General features: G+C 73.2%; 17 protein-coding genes. 11 read left to right on the forward strand and 6 right to left on the reverse strand.

Annotation, left to right across the window (positions count from 1 at the left end):
- The first annotated feature begins 199 nt into the window (after nucleotides 1-199).
- Nucleotides 200-3,157, forward strand: coding sequence for a glycine--tRNA ligase (locus tag NUM_RS11415; protein ID WP_225918503.1), 2,958 nt, complete (start codon nucleotides 200-202; stop codon nucleotides 3,155-3,157).
- A gap of 100 nt (nucleotides 3,158-3,257) precedes the next feature.
- Here NUM_RS11415 and NUM_RS11420 read toward each other — a convergent pair whose 3' ends face one another.
- Entirely contained in the window at nucleotides 3,258-3,671 is a 414-nt protein-coding gene (locus NUM_RS11420; RefSeq protein WP_207124779.1) for a DUF3224 domain-containing protein, read from the reverse strand.
- Nucleotides 3,672-3,730: 59 nt separating this feature from the next.
- Complete coding sequence (locus NUM_RS11425; RefSeq protein ID WP_207124780.1) at nucleotides 3,731-4,945, reverse strand: acyltransferase family protein; 1,215 nt, start codon at nucleotides 4,943-4,945, stop codon at nucleotides 3,731-3,733.
- A gap of 242 nt (nucleotides 4,946-5,187) precedes the next feature.
- Between NUM_RS11425 and ndk the strand changes: the two genes are divergently transcribed.
- The 6 genes from ndk (at nucleotide 5,188) to NUM_RS11455 (ending at nucleotide 9,534) form a co-directional block, all read left to right on the forward strand.
- Nucleotides 5,188-5,613, forward strand: coding sequence for a nucleoside-diphosphate kinase (ndk, locus tag NUM_RS11430; RefSeq protein WP_370466960.1), 426 nt, complete (start codon nucleotides 5,188-5,190; stop codon nucleotides 5,611-5,613).
- 116 nt (nucleotides 5,614-5,729) lie between these two features.
- Nucleotides 5,730-6,218 carry a pyridoxamine 5'-phosphate oxidase family protein gene (locus NUM_RS11435; protein ID WP_207124782.1) on the forward strand — a complete coding sequence of 163 codons (489 nt, stop codon included), beginning with the start codon at nucleotides 5,730-5,732 and terminating at the stop codon, nucleotides 6,216-6,218.
- A gap of 107 nt (nucleotides 6,219-6,325) precedes the next feature.
- Nucleotides 6,326-6,922, forward strand: coding sequence for a TetR/AcrR family transcriptional regulator (locus NUM_RS11440; protein WP_207124783.1), 597 nt, complete (start codon nucleotides 6,326-6,328; stop codon nucleotides 6,920-6,922).
- A gap of 14 nt (nucleotides 6,923-6,936) precedes the next feature.
- Nucleotides 6,937-7,824, forward strand: a complete 888-nt coding sequence (locus tag NUM_RS11445) for an SDR family oxidoreductase (RefSeq protein ID WP_207124784.1) — start codon at nucleotides 6,937-6,939, stop codon at nucleotides 7,822-7,824.
- A gap of 69 nt (nucleotides 7,825-7,893) precedes the next feature.
- Nucleotides 7,894-8,715 carry an Fpg/Nei family DNA glycosylase gene (locus tag NUM_RS11450; RefSeq protein ID WP_207124785.1) on the forward strand — a complete coding sequence of 274 codons (822 nt, stop codon included), beginning with the start codon at nucleotides 7,894-7,896 and terminating at the stop codon, nucleotides 8,713-8,715.
- 186 nt (nucleotides 8,716-8,901) lie between these two features.
- On the forward strand, nucleotides 8,902-9,534 hold the full coding sequence (locus NUM_RS11455) for a LysE family translocator (protein ID WP_207124786.1): 633 nt from the start codon (nucleotides 8,902-8,904) through the stop codon (nucleotides 9,532-9,534).
- A gap of 5 nt (nucleotides 9,535-9,539) precedes the next feature.
- Here the strand turns inward: NUM_RS11455 and NUM_RS11460 are convergent, their stop codons facing one another.
- Entirely contained in the window at nucleotides 9,540-9,950 is a 411-nt protein-coding gene (locus NUM_RS11460; protein WP_030447068.1) for a DUF2000 domain-containing protein, read from the reverse strand.
- An 80-nt stretch (nucleotides 9,951-10,030) separates the two neighbouring features.
- Between NUM_RS11460 and NUM_RS11465 the strand changes: the two genes are divergently transcribed.
- Entirely contained in the window at nucleotides 10,031-10,864 is an 834-nt protein-coding gene (locus tag NUM_RS11465) for an AraC family transcriptional regulator (protein WP_207124787.1), read from the forward strand.
- A gap of 15 nt (nucleotides 10,865-10,879) precedes the next feature.
- Here the strand turns inward: NUM_RS11465 and NUM_RS11470 are convergent, their stop codons facing one another.
- Nucleotides 10,880-11,425 (reverse strand): CGNR zinc finger domain-containing protein, encoded by a 546-nt coding sequence (locus tag NUM_RS11470; protein WP_207124788.1) that lies wholly within the window; start codon nucleotides 11,423-11,425, stop codon nucleotides 10,880-10,882.
- Between the two features lie 85 nt (nucleotides 11,426-11,510).
- On the opposite strand from NUM_RS11470, the gene NUM_RS11475 reads away from it, so the two are divergent.
- Nucleotides 11,511-12,023: a YybH family protein gene (locus NUM_RS11475; RefSeq protein ID WP_207124789.1), complete on the forward strand. Its 513-nt coding sequence runs from the start codon at nucleotides 11,511-11,513 to the stop codon at nucleotides 12,021-12,023.
- Nucleotides 12,024-12,032: 9 nt separating this feature from the next.
- Here the strand turns inward: NUM_RS11475 and NUM_RS11480 are convergent, their stop codons facing one another.
- On the reverse strand, nucleotides 12,033-12,575 hold the full coding sequence (locus NUM_RS11480) for an MOSC domain-containing protein (RefSeq protein ID WP_207124790.1): 543 nt from the start codon (nucleotides 12,573-12,575) through the stop codon (nucleotides 12,033-12,035).
- 107 nt (nucleotides 12,576-12,682) lie between these two features.
- Nucleotides 12,683-14,215 (reverse strand): helix-turn-helix domain-containing protein, encoded by a 1,533-nt coding sequence (locus NUM_RS11485; protein ID WP_207124791.1) that lies wholly within the window; start codon nucleotides 14,213-14,215, stop codon nucleotides 12,683-12,685.
- A 162-nt stretch (nucleotides 14,216-14,377) separates the two neighbouring features.
- Here NUM_RS11485 and NUM_RS11490 point away from each other — a divergent pair, with 162 nt between their 5' ends.
- Together NUM_RS11490 and NUM_RS11495 are read left to right on the forward strand one after the other, a co-directional pair.
- Nucleotides 14,378-15,208, forward strand: coding sequence for an aminoglycoside phosphotransferase family protein (locus tag NUM_RS11490; RefSeq protein ID WP_207124792.1), 831 nt, complete (start codon nucleotides 14,378-14,380; stop codon nucleotides 15,206-15,208).
- 188 nt (nucleotides 15,209-15,396) lie between these two features.
- Nucleotides 15,397-16,674: an MFS transporter gene (locus tag NUM_RS11495; RefSeq protein WP_207124793.1), complete on the forward strand. Its 1,278-nt coding sequence runs from the start codon at nucleotides 15,397-15,399 to the stop codon at nucleotides 16,672-16,674.

The raw sequence follows: 16,674 nt of genomic DNA on the forward strand, positions 1-16,674 counted from the left end.
GCCGCGCTGTGCCGCCCGGCGCCGCCGCGCTGCGCCCGCCCGGGTGCTCGGTGCTCCCGGCGTGCGGGCCGCGTCGACGCTGTGCACCCGCCCGTACCCGCGCTGTGCACCCGCCCGCGGCCGGCGGCCACCGGCTCGGCCCATAGAATCGGCGGGACTCGACGGACCCGATTCAGGTGGGACAGATCTCGTGTTGACGATGCAGGACGCCCTGTTGGCCTTGCAGCGGTACTGGACCGACCGCGGCTGCATGATCATGCAGCCGTTCAACACCGAGGTCGGTGCCGGGACGATGAACCCGGCGACGATCCTGCGGGTGCTGGGTCCCGAGCCGTGGCACGTCGCGTACGTCGAGCCGTCGGTGCGGCCGGACGACTCGCGCTACGGCGAGAACCCGAACCGGCTGCAGACGCACACCCAGTTCCAGGTGATCCTCAAGCCGGACCCGGGCGACCCGGTCGAGGTCTACCTCGGCTCGCTGGAGGCGCTGGGCATCGACATCCGGGCGCACGACGTCCGGTTCGTCGAGGACAACTGGGCCGCGCCGGCGCTCGGCGCCTGGGGCCTGGGCTGGGAGGTCTGGCTGGACGGGCTGGAGATCACCCAGTTCACCTACTTCCAGCAGGCCGGCGGCAAGCCGGTCGAGCCGGTCTCGGTCGAGATCACCTACGGCATCGAGCGCATCCTGATGGCGCTGCAGAACGTCGGCCACTTCAAGGACATCGCCTACTCCGACGGCATCTCCTACGGCGAGGTCTTCGGCCAGTCCGAGTACGAGATGTCGCGCTACTACCTGGACGACGCCGACGTGGCGACCAACCAGGAGCTGTTCGAGGCGTACGCGACCGAGGCCCGTCGGATGCTCGACGCCCGGCTGCCGGTACCGGCGCACAACTACGTGCTGAAGTGCTCGCACACGTTCAACGTGCTCGACTCGCGCGGCGCGATCTCCACCACCGAGCGGGCCCGCGCGTTCGCCCGGATGCGCGGCCTCGCCCGCGAGGTCTCGGCGCTGTGGGCGGAGCGGCGCGAGGAGCTGGGGTACCCGCTGGGTGTCGCGGCACCGCCCGCGCCGGCGGTGCGCGGCGAGCTGCCGACCGTGTCCGGGCCGGCCACCGTGCTGTTCGAGATCGGCGTCGAGGAGCTGCCGCCGCACGAGGTGACCCAGCAGGTCGCGGCGGTCCGTGCGGCGGTCGCCGACAAGCTCGCGGCGACCCGGCTGGCGCACGGCGAGATCCGGGTCGAGGGCACCCCGCGGCGGCTCGCGGTGCTGATCGACGCGGTCGCCGACACCGAGCCGGACGCGCGGCGCACCCTGCGCGGGCCGAAGGTCGCGGCGGCGTTCGACGCGGACGGCAACCCGACCAAGGCGGCGGCCGGGTTCGCCCGCGGCCGCGGCGTCGAGGTGGCCGCGCTGGAACGCATCGACGTCGACGGCGTCGAGCACGTCGGCGTCACCGTCACCGACACCGGTCGCCCCGCGGCCGAGGTGCTGTCCGACCTGTTCGCCTCGGTGGTCGCGGAGCTGCGCGCGGACAAGAACATGCGCTGGCGCGACGAGGGGCTGTCGTTCACCCGGCCGGTGCGCTGGCTGACCGCGCTGTACGGCGAGACCCCGATCCCGGTGGCCGTCTCGTCGCTGTCCGCCGGCCGCACCACCCGGATCCGCCGCACCGCGCCGACCCCGGTGATCGACGTACCGGCAGCACAGTCCTATGTGGACACGTTGGCCGGGCACGGGATCGTACTGGCCGCGGCCGACCGGTGCGCGCAGATCGTCCGGCGCGCCCAGCAGCTGGCCGCCGAGGTGGGCGGCACGATCGACGTCGAGGTTGAGGCGGCGCTGATCGACGAGGTGACCAACCTGGTCGAGGAGCCGAACCCGCTGCTCGGCAACTTCGACCCGAAATACCTCGACCTGCCCTCGGAGATCCTGACCACGGTGATGCGCAAGCACCAGCGGTACCTGCCGGTGCGCGCCGCCGACGGCACCCTGCTGCCGCACTTCGTCGCGGTCGCGAACGGACCGATCGACGCCGACGCGGTCCGCGCCGGCAACGAGGCGGTGCTGCGCGCCCGGTACGAGGACGCCGCGTTCTTCTGGCGCGCCGATCTCGCCGTCGCGCCCGGCGACATGAAGGGCGGGCTGGACAAGCTCACGTTCGCCGACAAGCTCGGCTCGATGGCCGACCGGGCCGAGCGGATCGCCGCCACCGCCACCGATCTGGCCGACCTGGTGGGTCTGACCGGTGGCACCGCGGCGACCGTGCGGCGGGCCGGCGAGCTGGCCAAGTTCGACCTGGCGTCCAGCATGGTCATCGAGCTGTCCAGCCTGGCCGGCACGATGGCCCGGGAGTACGCCCGGCGCGCCGGCGAGCCGGACACCGTCGCCACCGCCCTGTACGAGATGGAGCTGCCCCGCGGGTCCTCGGCGTTGCCGACCACCGTCGGCGGTGCGGTGCTGGCGCTGGCCGACCGGCTCGACCTGCTGACCGGGCTGTCCGCGGTGGGGGAGAAGGCCACCGGCAGCTCCGACCCGTTCGGGCTGCGCCGCGCCGCGGTCGGCGTCGTGTCGATCCTGCGGGCGTTCCCGCAGCTGTCGGCGATCACGCTGACCGCCGGGCTGCGTGCCGCGGCCGCGCACGCGCCGGTCCAGGTCACCGACGAGGTGCTGGCGGAGCTGCACGACTTCCTGGTCAAGCGGTACGCGCAGCAGCTCGCCGACGCCGGCCACGACCACCGGCACGTCGACGCGGTGCTGCCGCTCGCCGACGCGCCGGCGCAGGCCGATGCGACGCTCGCCGAGGTCGGCAAGCTCGCTGGTGACGAAGGGTTCGAGGCGCTCGCCCAGGCGCTCGGCCGGGTGCGCCGGATCGTTCCGGCCGACACCGCCGCCGGCTACGACGCCGCGGCGCTGGTCGAACCGGCCGAGATCGCGCTGGCCGAGGCGACCGCTGAGGTGACCGAGGCGCTGCCGGCCAACCCCGGGTTGGCCGGCTTCGTGCCGGTGGCGTCCGCGCTGACCGGGCCGATCAACACCTTCTTCGACGACGTACTGGTGATGGCCAAGGAACCGGAGCTGCGCGCCGCCCGGCTCGGCCTGCTCGCCACCATCCGCGACCTGGCCGCTCCGATCCTGGACTGGTCGGCCCTGTAGCCGTGGTCGTGCTCCGGCCGCCCGCCGGTGGCCGGAGCACCACCCGGCGCCGGCGACCGGACGGGTGCTCCGGCCGCGAGAACCGGGTGGCCGGTGCGGGTCAGGCGGGCAGCTCGTAGTCGAACCAGACGCGGTGGGTGCCGTCCGGGTCGACGGTGAGCCCACCGGAACCGGTGATGCCGGCCAGGTCGCCGGTGCCGCTGCCCGGCACGATGACGAAGTAGTCGCCGGCCCGGCCGCCGTCGCCGAGCGTGGTGGCCGAGTGCGCGAAGTTGACGGTGCCCGCGCGATCGCCCAGCCTGCCCTCGAACGACTCCATCGCGAGGTAGGTGCCCACGCCGCTGGCCTGGTCGAACGCGGCGGTGAACAGCGTCGCCGACCGCCCGTCGACCTCGCCGGTGAACTGCTTGGTCATGGTGGAGACGCCGACCGCGAGGCCGGTCTCGATGGCCGGCGTCGGACTCAGCTCGGTCGGGTCGAACGCGGCGACGGTGAAGGTCCCTGCTGCATGCATGCGGCGACCCTAACCGCCGGGTCCGACATCGGCGGCCGGCCACCCGGCGCCGTCGCGCGTCACCGCTCGGACAGCGCCGGTACCCGGGCGAGCACGGCGCCGCGGATGCGCAGCCAGACCCGGGTGATCAGCTCCGCGAGCGGCCGGGAGAACCGGTTCTCCACCAGTACGTGCAGTGCCCAGGCGATGCCGCACACGCCGGCGATGGTGAGCCCGAGCACCAGGTACCGGTTGAGGCCCAGGTCGTGATGCAGGAAGTCGAGCGAGATGAAGCCGACGTTCTCGTGGATGAGGTAGAGCGGGTAGGTCAGCCCGGCGAGCCAGGCGACCTTCGCCGCGCCCGGGACCCGCACACCGGACACGATCGCCGCGAAGATGGCGAAGATCGCGGTGATCACCCCGGCGACCACCCACGGGCTGAACAGCACGCCGTAGCGATCGGTCTCGATGTTGAAGTAGTGGATCGCGTAGCGACCGCACACGCCGTAGGCGACGGCCAGCGGCAGCACGTACTTCCAGCGCCAGCCGTCCCGGGCGACCAGGGCGAAGAACATCCCGGCGACGAAGTACGGCGCCCAGGCAGGCACCAGGATCAGGTTCAGCCAGTCGGGCGCGGGGTGGTGCAGCGCGAACATCGAGAGTGCGAGCCAGCCCAGCCCCAGCGCGATGACCCGGTTGGCGGTGATCCCGATCCGCACGAACGCCAGGATGACCAGGTAGAAGGCGAGCTCGATGGTGAGCGTCCAGTAGACCCCGTCGACGTAGTCCACCCCGTACGCCTCGGAGGCCATGGACAGGTTCTGGATCCACTGCTGGAACGAGACACTGAACCGGCCGGTGGGATCGACCGCCATGATCAGCGCCGTGAACGTGCAGGCGGCCCAGAACGCCGGGTAGAGCCGGCCGATCCGGGACGACAGGTACCGGATCGGGCTGCGGTTCCAGGCGCTGTTGAGGATGACGAAGCCGCTGATGACGAAGAACAGCGGGACGCCGAGGTTGCCGTAGTGGAAGATTCCGCCCGGGTCGTGGAAGCCGGTGTGCGCGAACACCGGCTCGGTGGTGCTGGCCCGGAACAGGAAGTGGAATCCGAGCACGCCCAGCGCGGCGACCAGGCGGAGCAGGTCGACCTCGTGGTAGCGGCGCCGTTGGCCGAAGCCGCCGGTCGCCCGGGCGGCGGCGGCGCCGCTCGCCCGGACCGCGGCCCCGGTGTCAGTGCCGACGGATGCGCTGTCGGTGCCGGTGCGGTCGCTGGTAGTAGTGCTGGAACTCATTGCGTAGTTGGTACCCAATCGACCTGAAAGGAAACTGAACGCGGTCCGGCCATGGTGCCGCCGACCTGCGGCGATGTGCTCGCGCCCCGGGATGACCGTGGGGTTTTTCACAGTGGTTTGTCCCAGAAAGTACCTGCTCACGCGGGCCTTGTCCGGCTCGCGCCGGCCGTTCGTTAGGCTCGCCTGGGGGCAACCGGGAACGCACCGTGTTCGCCCGGGTGCGGCGACCGCCGCGCCGTCACATCCCGTGGGGAGGATCCGTGTCCGAGCGCACGCTCGTACTCATCAAGCCGGACGCCGTCCGGCGCGGCCTGACCGGAGAGATTCTGGGCCGGCTGGAGCGCAAGGGGCTGCGGATCGACGCCGCCGAGCTGCGCACCATGGACCCGACACTGGCCGACGCGCACTACGCCGAGCACGTGGCCAAGCCGTTCTACCCGCCGCTGAAGGAGTTCATGACCTCCGGCCCGCTGCTCGCGCTGGTGGTCTCCGGCGACGAGGCGATCGCCGTGGTACGCGCCCTGTCCGGCGCCACCGACGCGCGCCAGGCGGCACCGGGCACGATCCGCGGCGACCTGGGCCTGTCCAACCGGGAGAACCTGATCCACGCCTCCGACTCGACCGCCTCGGCCGAGCGCGAGATCGCCCTCTGGTTCCCGAAGCTCTGACACCCCGGTTGCGTCCGGGATCGGCTCGGTGCGCCTGACGGCACTCGTCCTTGCGTCCGGGATCGGCCCGGCGGACCTGACAACACCTGTCAGGCCACCGGCCTAGCGTCGGTCGCATGCGATGGCAGGAATTCTCCGAACGGTGCCCGGAGCTCGCCGTGGCCGCGCGGGACCGGTTCGTCGCCGACCAGTTGGTACTGCTCGGCACGATCCGGTCCGACGGGGCGCCACGGATCAGCCCGTGTGAGGTCGACTTCGCCGCCGACGAGCTGATGCTCGGCATGATGTGGCGCTCCCGCAAGGCGCTGGACCTGCGCCGCGACCCGCGACTGGCGGTGCTCAGCCTGCCGGCGGGCAAGGACAACCCCGGTGGCGACGTCAAGCTGGACGGTCGCGCCGTCGAGGTGGCCGACCCGGACCTGCGCGAGCGGTACTGCGCCGCGATCGAGGCGCGGATCTCCTGGCACCCGACCGGCGACTACCACCTGTTCGTGCTGGACGTCGAGCGCGCCGCCACGGTGCGGTTCGATCCCGCCGACGGGATGATGACCGTCCGCCGGTGGCGCCCCGGTACCGGGGTGAGCACCGAACGCCGCCCGGGCTGACGGCCCCGCGCCGGGAGGCCGCCGTACCGCTGTGCTGCCCGGACTGGGCATGGCGGTGCGGCCCGGCTATATTGATGACTGGCTGGTCAGTCATCATGGAGGTGTCGGTGAGCCCGCGACCCATGAACAAGGACGAGAAGCGCGCCGAGATCCTCGACGCGGCGATCCGGGTGTTCGCCCGCGCCGGCTTCCACCCGACCAAGATCGAGGACGTCGCCCGCGAGGCGGGGGTCGCCAAGGGCACCATCTACCTCTACTTCACCAGCCGGGACGACATCCTCGCCGCCGCGTTCGAACGGTTCGCCGACGAGGCGTTGCGCGGCGTCCGCGCCCTGGTCGAGTCGGCCGAACCGGCGCTCGACCGGCTGCGCGCGCTGGTGCGCGCCATGGTGGCCGGGGCCACCGCCGAACCGGAGCTCGCCCGGATCGTGTTCGACTTCTGGGCCGTCCGCGGCCCCGGCGCCGCCACCGTCGACTTCGCCCGGATCTACGCGGAGTACCGCCGGCTCATCGCGCTGCTGCTCGACCGCGCCGCCGCCGAGGGTGCCCTGCCGGCCGACGTGCCCGAGCAGACCCCCGCGGTACTGGTGGGGCTGGTCGAGGGGGTCCTGCTGCAGTGGCTCGTCGACCCGGCCGGGGTGGCGCCCGGGCCGGCCGCCGACGCCGCCACCGACCTGCTGCTCGCCGGCCTCACGGCGCGCTGACCGAAGGAGCCGGAATGAACCACGACCCACGGGTGCTGGTCGCCGGGGCGACCGGGTACATCGGCCGCAACCTCGCGGTCGCGTTGCACGAGGCCGGGTTCCGGGTACGGGCGCTGGCCCGCGATCCGCGCCGCCTCGAACCGATCCGGGACGCCTGCGACGAGGTGTTCGTCGGCGCGGCGACGCGGCCGGAGACCCTGACCGGGCTCTGCGACGGCGTCGACGCGGTCGTGTCCTCGATCGGGCTGCGGACGTTGCGCGCCAGGCCGACGCCCGAGCAGGTCGACCTCGGCGCGAACCTCAACATCCTCGACCGGGCGCGGCAGGCCGGGGTGGGCCGGTTCTTCTTCGTCAGCGTGCTGCACGCCGCGGAACTGGCCCAGCGGGTACCGATCCTGCGGCCGCGGGAGGAGTTCACCCGCCGGCTCGTCGACAGCGGCACCGGCTGGACGGTGTTGCGCCCGACCGGCGCCTTCAACGATATGGGCGAGATCTTCCGGCTCGCCGGCCGCGGTGCCGGCATGGTGTTCGGCGACGGCCGTCACCGGATCAATCCGGTGCACCCGCGCGACCTCGGTGACCTCGTCGCCGCGTCGATCCGGGACGACACCCGGCGCGACACCGAGTTCGGCTTCGGCGGCCCGGACACCTACACGGCCGCCGAGATCGTCGAGCTCGCCCAGCAGGTGCTCGGGCGTCGCCGCCGTGTCCTGCACGTACCGTTTTGGCCGGTGCGGGCGCTGGCCGCGGCGCTGCGGCCGGTCAACCGCAACGCCGCGGGATTCCTCACGTTCTTCGGCGAATCGCTCGGCCGGGACATGGTCGGTGCCCCGATCGGTCACCGCCGCCTCGCCGACTACTTCGCCGCGCTGGCCGCCGGCACCGACACCGAGAGCCGCTGACCGGCACCCGCACCGGCAGCACGTCCCGGCGCGCTAGAGTTGCCGCGGTTTCGGGGTAGGGGAGGCGCGGTGCCCGAGGGACACACGATTCATCGGCTGGCGCGCGAGCATCGGCGGCTGCTGCGCGGGGTGCCGCTTGCGGTGTCCAGCCCGCAGGGCAGGTTCGCGGCCGGGGCGGCCCGGCTCGACGGGGCCACGCTGACCGGCACCGACGCGTACGGGAAGCATCTGTACCACCGGTACCGCACCGACGGCGGCGAGTTGCTGCGGCTGCACGTGCACCTGGGGCTGGCCGGCAAGTTCTTCACCGGCAGCGGGCTCGCGCCGGCGCCGACCGGGGCGGTCCGGCTGCGGGTGCAGGCCAGCGCCGGGTGGCTGGATCTGCGCGGCCCCAACGCCTGCGAGCTGCACACCCCGGCCGACCAGAAGGCGCTGTACGCGCGGCTCGGCGCCGATCCGCTGCGGCCGGACGCCGACCCGGAGACGGCGTACCGGCGGATCTCCCGGTCCCGGGTGCCGGTCGGCCAGCTGCTGATGGACCAGTCGGTCGTCGCCGGGGTCGGCAACATCTACCGGGCGGAGATCCTGTTCCGGCACGCCATCTCGCCGTACCGGCCGGGCCACGACCTGCCCGCCGACGCCTGGGCGCGGCTGTGGCCGGACCTGGTGACGCTGATGCGCGCCGGGGTGCGTACCGGTCGGATCGACACGGTGCGCCCGGAGCACGAACCGCGCGCGATGGGCCGGCCGCCGCGGGTCGACGCGCACGGTGGCGAGGTCTACGTGTACCGCCGGGCCGGGCAACCGTGCCACGTCTGCCGCACCGAGGTGCGGGTCGCCGAGATGGCCGCCCGCAACCTGTTCTGGTGCCCCACCTGCCAGCCCGCCTGACCGTTCGCGGCGCGGCCGAGGCGGGGCGGGCGGTGGCGCAGCGGGTCCGGCGGCGCTGAGGTCGCGTTCGGCCGGTCGTCGCCGCCGGGGGCGGGGGCGCGGGAGCGGGCCACTGCGGCCCGGGGTGGTGGTGAGGTCGGGCACAGCGGGTTCCGCCGCGGCCCGGTCGGCGGCACGATCCTTGTCGTGACAGTGGTTGCCGCCGTGGCCTCGTTCGCGCTCGTGGCCGGTCTGTTGACGATCACGCCGGGACTGGACACCGCGCTGGTGCTTCGGTCGGCCCTCGCCCGGGGCCGCCGGTACGCGGCCGCCACCGCGGTGGGGATCTCCACCGGCGCACTGATCTGGGGTGCCGGCGCCGCCGCCGGGGTGTCCGCCCTGATCGCCGCCTCACACCTGGCCTACCTGGTGCTGCGCATCGCCGGTGCGATCTACCTGGCGCAGTGGGGGATCCGGATGATCTGGTCGTCGTTCCGGCGCCGTGGCACGGTCGTGGCGCCGGCGACGCCGGTGCCGGAGTCGGCCCGGCTGGCCTGGCTGAAGGGGCTCACGACCAACCTGCTGAACCCGAAGATCGGTGCCTTCTACGTCGCGGTACTGCCGCAGTTCCTGCCGCCGAACGTGTCGCACCTGGCGATGGGCGTACTGCTCGCGGTCGTGCACGACGCCGAGGGGCTGCTGTGGTTCGCCGCCCTGATCGCGGCGGCCTCGGCGTTCCGCCGGGTACTCGGCCGGCCGGCCGTGCACCGCTGGACCGACCGGATCACCGGCGGCGTGCTGATCGGCTTCGCCGCGAAGCTCGCCACCTCGCCGCGCTGAGGGCGTCACGGATGCAGCGAGAGGCCCTTGAGCGCCTTGTCCACGTCGGCTCGGGGCCCGTACACGGCGATGCCGACCAGCCCGAGCTTCTCGGTCGGTACCGCCGCGACCGCGGCCCGGTTGTCGGCGTCGTTGTCGGTGCCGAACAGCTCCTCGGTGTACACGCCGACCCGCAGCCCGCGGCCGATCGCGCGGCCGTGCGCGCGGTTCAGCCCGGCGGCGTCGGCGGTGAACACGAGTACCGGCTGGCGGAACATCGGCAGGTAGTCGACCCCGGAGCCGTCCCGGTACGGCAGGCCGACGGTCTCGCCGACCGCGCCGGCGACACCGCTGGCCAAGAACGCGGTCACGTTGAGCCGCTGCCAGCTCGCCAGGTCGTCCCGGACCACGACGCCGATCTTGGTGGAGAATCGCATGCCGCCAGCCTCCCGCCGACCCGGCCGGGCCGTCTTGAACGCTGGTGCGTCGGCGCCGCCGGGCGAGGCAGGATGGTCGGGTGACGCACGACTGGTCCCGGTACTGGCGGTCCGACACCGGGCGCATCGAGGCGATGCACGCGCATTTCGAACGGCACGTGTACCACCGGCACAGCCACGACACCTACTCGTTCGGGGTGACCGAGACCGGCGCGCAGGCGTTCGCCTGTCGCGGCGAGTCGCGGGTGAGCGCCGCCGGCATGGTGATGGCGTTCAATCCGGACGACCCGCACGACGGGCACGCCACCGACGCGCTCGGCTTCACCTACCGGATCGTGCATCTGGTCCCGGAGGAGATCGACGCGTCGCTCGCGGACCTCGCCGGTCGTCCGGTCGGCTCGCCGCTGTTCGTCGACCCGGTGCTGGACGACCCGGTACTGGCGGCCACGCTGCGCCGGCTGCACCAGGCGCTGCTGCCCGACGACGGGGTCCACACCGCCACACCACTGCGGCGCGCCGAGTTCGTCGACACCGCGGTACGCCTGCTCGTGTCGCGCGGCGCGACCGGCCAGCCGGGGCCGGCGACGGTGCCCGCGGCCCGGTCGATCGCCGCGGCGGCCCGCCGGTACCTGGACGACACGTACCTCACCGGGCTGGACACCGCGGAGCTGGCCGCGGCCGCCGGGGCCAGCCGGTTCGCGGTGTACCGGGCGTTTCGCGCCACGTTCGGCCTGTCGCCGAGCGACTACCAGCGCCAGTTGCGGCTGCGGTACGCGCGGCGGCTGCTCGCCGCGGGCACCCCGGTGGCGCTCGCGGCCGGTACCGCCGGGTTCGCCGATCAGGCACACCTGACCCGCTGGTTCCGCCGCTGCTACGCGATCACCCCGGCCGCCTACGTGGCCGCCACCGGCTGACCCACCGCGATCGAGTCAGGTCGCCGCGTCCCGGGTGCGCGCGTAGTGGCGGGCGGCGCGTACCCGGTCGCCGCAGCGGGTGGAGCACCACTGCCGCCGGCCGTGCGTGCGGACCAGGAGCCGGACGCAGCCCGGCGCGCCGCACTCGGCGAGCCGGTCGGCGTCCGGGCCGACCAGCAGTGCCACCGCATCGGCGGCGAACGCGCCGAGCAGGTCGGCGAGCGGCGAGCCGGCCGCGGACTGGTGCCGGCTGCGCGGGCCGTCGGCGTCCCACACCAGCAGGTCGGCGCCGGGCGCGGCGCGTACGGCCTCGTTGACCAGCGTCACCGCGGCGGGAGCCGGCGCGGTGCCGGTGCCGGCCGCGAGCAGCACGTCGCGGACCGCGCCGCGCAGGGCCACCAGCCGGGCCAGCGCAGCCTCGTCCAGGCGTACCGGGTGGCCGCGCCGGCGCAGCCAGCCGGCCGCGGCGTCGGTGTCGGCGAGTTCGTCGCCGGTGCGGTGCCGGGTGTTGGCCAGGGCCACCGCCGGATGGTCGGCTTCGCCGGGTGCGTCCTCGATCACGCTCTCACGTTACTACGTTGACTTATCCGTGAGAAGGGATCTAGCGTCGGCATCACGGAAAAGCGGCCACGAAAACGTGAGGTGGATGATGAGTGCGACCGGCCGGCAGTTGATCGGGGCCACCAGTCACCGTCACGGCCCGGAGTCGCGCAACCGGCTCGCCGAGACCGGAAACGCCGGCGCGGACGGTGCTCGCGCCGCCCTGGAGACGTTTTACTACGCGCTCAACCACCGCGATGCCGACGCGTTGCGGGCCGACTGGTCGGACGACCCGCTCGCCCAGCTGAACAATCCGCTCGGCGGCATCCTGCGCGGCGGCGAGTCGATCGCCGCGCTCTACGACCGGATCTTCACCGGCCCGGTCCGGGTGACGGTCACCTTCCGCGACATCGTCGAGTACCTGGGAGAGGACCACGCCGTGTTCGCCGGCCGCGAGGTGGGCAGCTGGGCCGGGCCGGACGGCGTCGAGGTGCCGCTCACCATCCGTACCACCCGCTACTTCCGTTACCGGGACGGGCAATGGCGGCAGTTCCACCACCACGGCAGCATCGACGACCCGGCCGCCCTCGCCGCCTACCGGCGCGCCGTCGCGGGGTGACGAACCCGGTCAGACCCGGTCCAGCGGGCGGTGCGGGCCGGCGGGCAGCTGGACGGTGACCGCATCGCCCGGGCGTACCTGGCCACCGACCCGGACGATGCTCATCACGCCGGCCCTGCGCACGATGTTGCCGGCCGGGTCGCACCCGACGACCTGCCGCAGCAGCCCGTGCTGGAAGTCGTCGATCTGCCGGCACGGGTTGCGCAGCCCGGTCACCTCCAGGACGGCCGCCGGGCCGAGCCGCAACACCGCCCCGACCGGCAGGCCGAGCAGGTCGACGCCGCGGGTGGTGACGTTCTCGCCGAGCTGGCCCGGCGCCACCGCGAAGCCGGCCGCGCCCAGCTCGGCGAACAGCTCCTCGCCGATCAGATGGACCTGGCGCAGGTTGGGCTGGCTGGGGTCGCGGGCGACCCGGGAGCGGTGCTGGACGGTGACGCCCGCGTGCGCGTCGCCCTCGACACCGAGGCCGGCCAGCAGCGTGATCCGGTCCCGGTTGGGCTTGCTGAACGCGTGGCCGGGGTCGCTGCTGACCGCTGTCACGGTGCCGTTCACGTGTGTCGCTCCCGCCGTCGTGCCGGCCCGGTGGGGTCCGGGCCGCGCGGTGGAATCCCTTGCCGCGGCCGGGGAATCACCTCGCCCGGCCGGGTCTCGAACGATGCCTACAGGTCGCGGAACGTCTCGATCTCGGCGCCGAGCAGGTTGAGCCGGTCGGCGAGCTGCTCGTACCCGCGGTTGATCACGTAGACGTTGCGCAGCACCGAGGTGCCCTTCGCGGCGAGCATCGCGATCAGCACGACGACCGCGGGGCGCAGCGCCGGCGGGCAGATCACCTCGGTGCCGGACCACCGGGTCGGGCCCTCCACGTACACCCGGTGCGGGTCGAGGAGGGTCACCCGGGCGCCGAGCTTGGTCAGCTCGGTGAGGTAGACGGCGCGGTTCTCGTACACCCAGTCGTGGATCAGCGTCTGGCCCTGCGCGGTGGCGGCGATCAGCGCGAAGAACGGCAGGTTGTCGATGTTGAGGCCAGGGAAGGGCATCGGGTGGATCTTGTCCAGCGGCGCGTGCAGTGTGGACGGGCGGATCGTCAGGTCGACCAGCCGGGTGTGCCCGTTCGCGGCGTGATACTCCGCGGACCGGTCGTAGTCCAGGCCCATCTCCTCCAGCAGCGCCAGCTCGATCTCCAGGAACTCCACCGGTACCCGCTTGACGGTGATCTCCGACTCGGTGACCAGCGCGGCGGCGATCAGGCTCATCGCCTCGATCGGGTCCTCGCTCGGCGCGTAGTCGATGTCGCGCTCGATGTTCGGCACCCCGTGCACGGTCAGCGTGGTGGTGCCGATGCCGTCGATCCGCACGCCCAGCGCGGTCAGGTAGAAGCAGACGTCCTGCACCATGTAGTTCGGGCTGGCGTTGCGGATGATCGTCACGCCGTCCCGGCGGGCGGCGGCCATCAGCGCGTTCTCGGTCACCGTGTCGCCGCGCTCGGTCAACACCACCGGTCGGTCCGGCACGGCGTCGCCGTCCACCTCGGCGTGGTAGGAGCCGCCGGTCGCCTTGACCTCCAGGCCGAACGGCCGCAGCGCGGTCATGTGCGGCTCGACCGTGCGGGTGCCCAGGTCGCAGCCGCCCGCGTAGGGCAGCTCGAACCGCTCGTGGTCGTGCATCAGGGGGGCCAGGAACATGATGATGCTGCGGGTGCGGCGGGCCGCCTCGGCGTCCATCGCGGCCAGGTCGAGCTGCGCCGGCCGGACGATCTCCAGATCGTTGGCCTCGTTGAGCCAGCGGGTCTTCACCCCGATCGAGTTGAGCACCTCGAGGATGCGGTTGACCTCCTCGATCCGGGCGACCCGGCGCAGCGTGGTGCGACCCTTGTTCAACAGCGCCGCGCACAGCAGGCCGACCCCGGCGTTCTTGCTGGTCTTGACGTCGATGCTGCCGGACAGCTTGGCGCCGCCGCGCACCCGCAGGTGCATCGGGCCGGAGTGACCGAGCGACACGATCTCCGAGTCCAGCGCGTCGGAGATGCGGGTCAGCATCTCCAGGCTCAGGTTCTGGCCGCCCTGCTCGATGCGGTGCACGGCACTTTGGCTGGTGCCGAGCGCGGTGGCAAGCTGGGTCTGGGTCCAGCCGCGATGCTTGCGCGAGTCACGGATGAGCCGGCCGATGCGCTGCAGGTACTGGTCGTCGGGCATGCCCGGCACCATATCTCATGACTGAGGTACGACGCGCGGCGGATCGCCGAGAAATATCGCTGTGATGGTGGTCAAACCGGCAGATACGATCCGTGTCATGACGTTTACCGGAGTCTTACCGTGAGTTGGCCGCGCGCTCGGCGACTCGATGGACCGGACCTGGTGGCGCGCGTCTCCGCCGCCACCGGCGTACCGCTGGACTTCCGCGGGCGCTGCCCCGGCGGCGAGGTCGGCGCGGCGTACGTGACCTGGCCGGACGGCCGCCCCGGCGTGCTGACCTGGCAGCCCGGGCCGCTGCTCGACCGGCAGCGCCGGATCGCCGCCCTGCTCGCGCTGGCCCGCTCGCGCGGCGTGCCGGTCCCGGCGTACGAGCTGGTGGTGCCGTTGACGGTGGACGGCGAGCCGGCGGTGGCCGTGGTGCAGGAGCGGCTGCCCGGCACCACCCCGGACCGGTACGACGAGACGCTGGTCACCGGGATGCTCGCCGCGCACGAACGGTTCGCCGGCGTGCTCGCCGACCGGGCCGACGTGCCGCCCGCCCCGCTGTACCTGACCGGCGACGGCCCCGGGTTCTGCCTGCACGGCCCGCTGGCCGGCTACGACCGGCGCGCCGCCCGGCTGCTGTCCTGGATCGAGGCGGTCGGTGCGGCCAGCCCGCCGGTGCTGGCCGGCGACGACCTGGTGCACCTGGACTTCCACCCCGGCAACGTGCTGGTCGACGCGTCCGGCACGGTGACCGGCATCATCGACTGGGACGGCGCGGCCCGCGGCGACCGGCGGTTCGACCTGGTCACGCTGCGCTTCGCGATCCCGCCGGACCAGCCGGCGCTCGCCGCCCGACTGGACGCCGAGCTCGCCGAGCGGCTGACCGCCGACGAGCTCCGGCCGTACTGGGCGTCGATGGCGCTGCGGCAGGTCGACTGGACCATCCGGCACCACGACGCGCGCACCGTCGAGCGCTACCTGACCATCGCCGAGACCCGGATGGACTGAACGCCCACTTCGCGTTGCTGGCGCTCGTATCCCCGCGCTCCTGGCGGCCGGGACCGACGCCCGGGCCGTCCAGCGCCGCTGGCCGGACGTGCCCCGAGCCTCGCCTCGTCGACGGCCGGGTGGACGCCCCAGCGCCGGCGGTGTGGCGGTGGGAAAGCGTTCGTCAGCCGGGACCGCGGAGGTTTAGCGTGGCCGACGCCGACCACGACGACGGGACGAGGATGAACGAGCCGAACACCGTCGCCGTCGCCCACCGCGGCGACACCGGCCGGGGCGGGCCGGTGCTGATCGGCGCGCTGGTCGTCGATGCGCTGGGCAACGGGCTGTTCCTGCCGCTGTCGCTGGTCTACTTCACCCGGCTGACCGACATCCCGCTGGCGCTGCTGGGCGTGCTGATCAGCGTCGGCAACGTGCTGACGCTGCCGATCCCGGTGTTCGCCGGCGCGCTGGTGGACCGGTTCGGCGCGGTACCGCTGGTGGTCGGCGCGCAGCTGCTGCAGGCCGGCGGCTTCCTCGCCTACGCGTACGTGCGTACCCCGGTGCCGGTGTTCCTGGCGATGACCGCCGCGGCGATCGGGGTGCGGTTCTTCTGGTCGGCGATCTTCACCGCGATCGCCGACTACGCCGACGGGCGGCCGGGCGGCCGGCTGACCAAGGACGACTGGTTCGCCTGGGCGAACATGACCCGTACCGCCGGCCTCGGCGTCGGCGGTCTGGTCACCGGGTTGGTGGTCGGCGCCGACCGGACCGGCGCGTACCACCTGGTCGCGTACGCGACGGCCGGGTGCTTCTTCGTCGCGGCCGCCGCGATCGGGCTGTGCGTCCGGGCGCCACGGCTGCGGGTGCACAGCGAGACCGGCGGCGGCTACCGTGCGTTGTTGCGCGACCGCCCGTTCCTCGGGCTGACCGGCCTCAACACCATCTGTGCGATGACCTCGATGATGCTCGGGCTGGCGCTGCCCACGTTCGTGGCGAGCGGGCTGCACGGCCCCGGCTGGCTGACCGCGGCGCTGCTGTCCGGCAACACCGTGCTGGTGTCGCTCGCCACCGCGCCGCTGGTACGCCGGGTCGCCGGCGCCCGCCGCACCCGGGTACTGGTCGGCGCGCTGCTGGTGTGGGCGGCCTGGGCGCTGCTGCTCGCCGTGCTGCGCCCCGGCAGCCTGCTGGTACTGGTACCGCTGCTCGCGGTCGGCACGCTGCTGTTCACCGTGGCCGAGTCGCTGCACGCGCCGACCTCGATGGCGCTCGCCGCGGCGGTCGCCCCGGCGGCCACCCGCGGCCGCTACCTGGCCAGCTTCCAGTACTCGTTCACGCTCGCCGGGATCGTGGCGCCGACGTTCTTCGCGACCCTGTTCGGAGTGCACCGGGCGCTGCCCTGGCTCGCCCTCGCAGTACTGGACGTCGCCACCGCGGCCGCCTTCACCCGGCTGGAACGCGCCCTGCCGCGCACCGCCCTCCGCAGCTGA

The organism is Actinocatenispora comari (assembly GCF_017312725.1).
GTDB lineage: Bacteria > Actinomycetota > Actinomycetes > Mycobacteriales > Micromonosporaceae > Actinocatenispora > Actinocatenispora comari.

What these genes read in the sequence shown, in the direction of transcription:
- NUM_RS11460 (WP_030447068.1), bottom strand. Translation starts at nt 9,950, where the DNA reads ATGCGATTCTCCACCAAGATCGGCGTCGTGGTCCGGGACGACCTGGCG.
- NUM_RS11420 (WP_207124779.1), bottom strand. Translation starts at nt 3,671, where the DNA reads ATGCATGCAGCAGGGACCTTCACCGTCGCCGCGTTCGACCCGACCGAG.
- NUM_RS11425 (WP_207124780.1), bottom strand. Translation starts at nt 4,945, where the DNA reads ATGAGTTCCAGCACTACTACCAGCGACCGCACCGGCACCGACAGCGCA.
- NUM_RS11435 (WP_207124782.1), top strand. Translation starts at nt 5,730, where the DNA reads ATGCGATGGCAGGAATTCTCCGAACGGTGCCCGGAGCTCGCCGTGGCC.
- NUM_RS11475 (WP_207124789.1), top strand. Translation starts at nt 11,511, where the DNA reads ATGATGAGTGCGACCGGCCGGCAGTTGATCGGGGCCACCAGTCACCGT.
- NUM_RS11485 (WP_207124791.1), bottom strand. Translation starts at nt 14,215, where the DNA reads ATGCCCGACGACCAGTACCTGCAGCGCATCGGCCGGCTCATCCGTGAC.
- NUM_RS11415 (WP_225918503.1), top strand. Translation starts at nt 200, where the DNA reads ATGCAGGACGCCCTGTTGGCCTTGCAGCGGTACTGGACCGACCGCGGC.
- NUM_RS11445 (WP_207124784.1), top strand. Translation starts at nt 6,937, where the DNA reads ATGAACCACGACCCACGGGTGCTGGTCGCCGGGGCGACCGGGTACATC.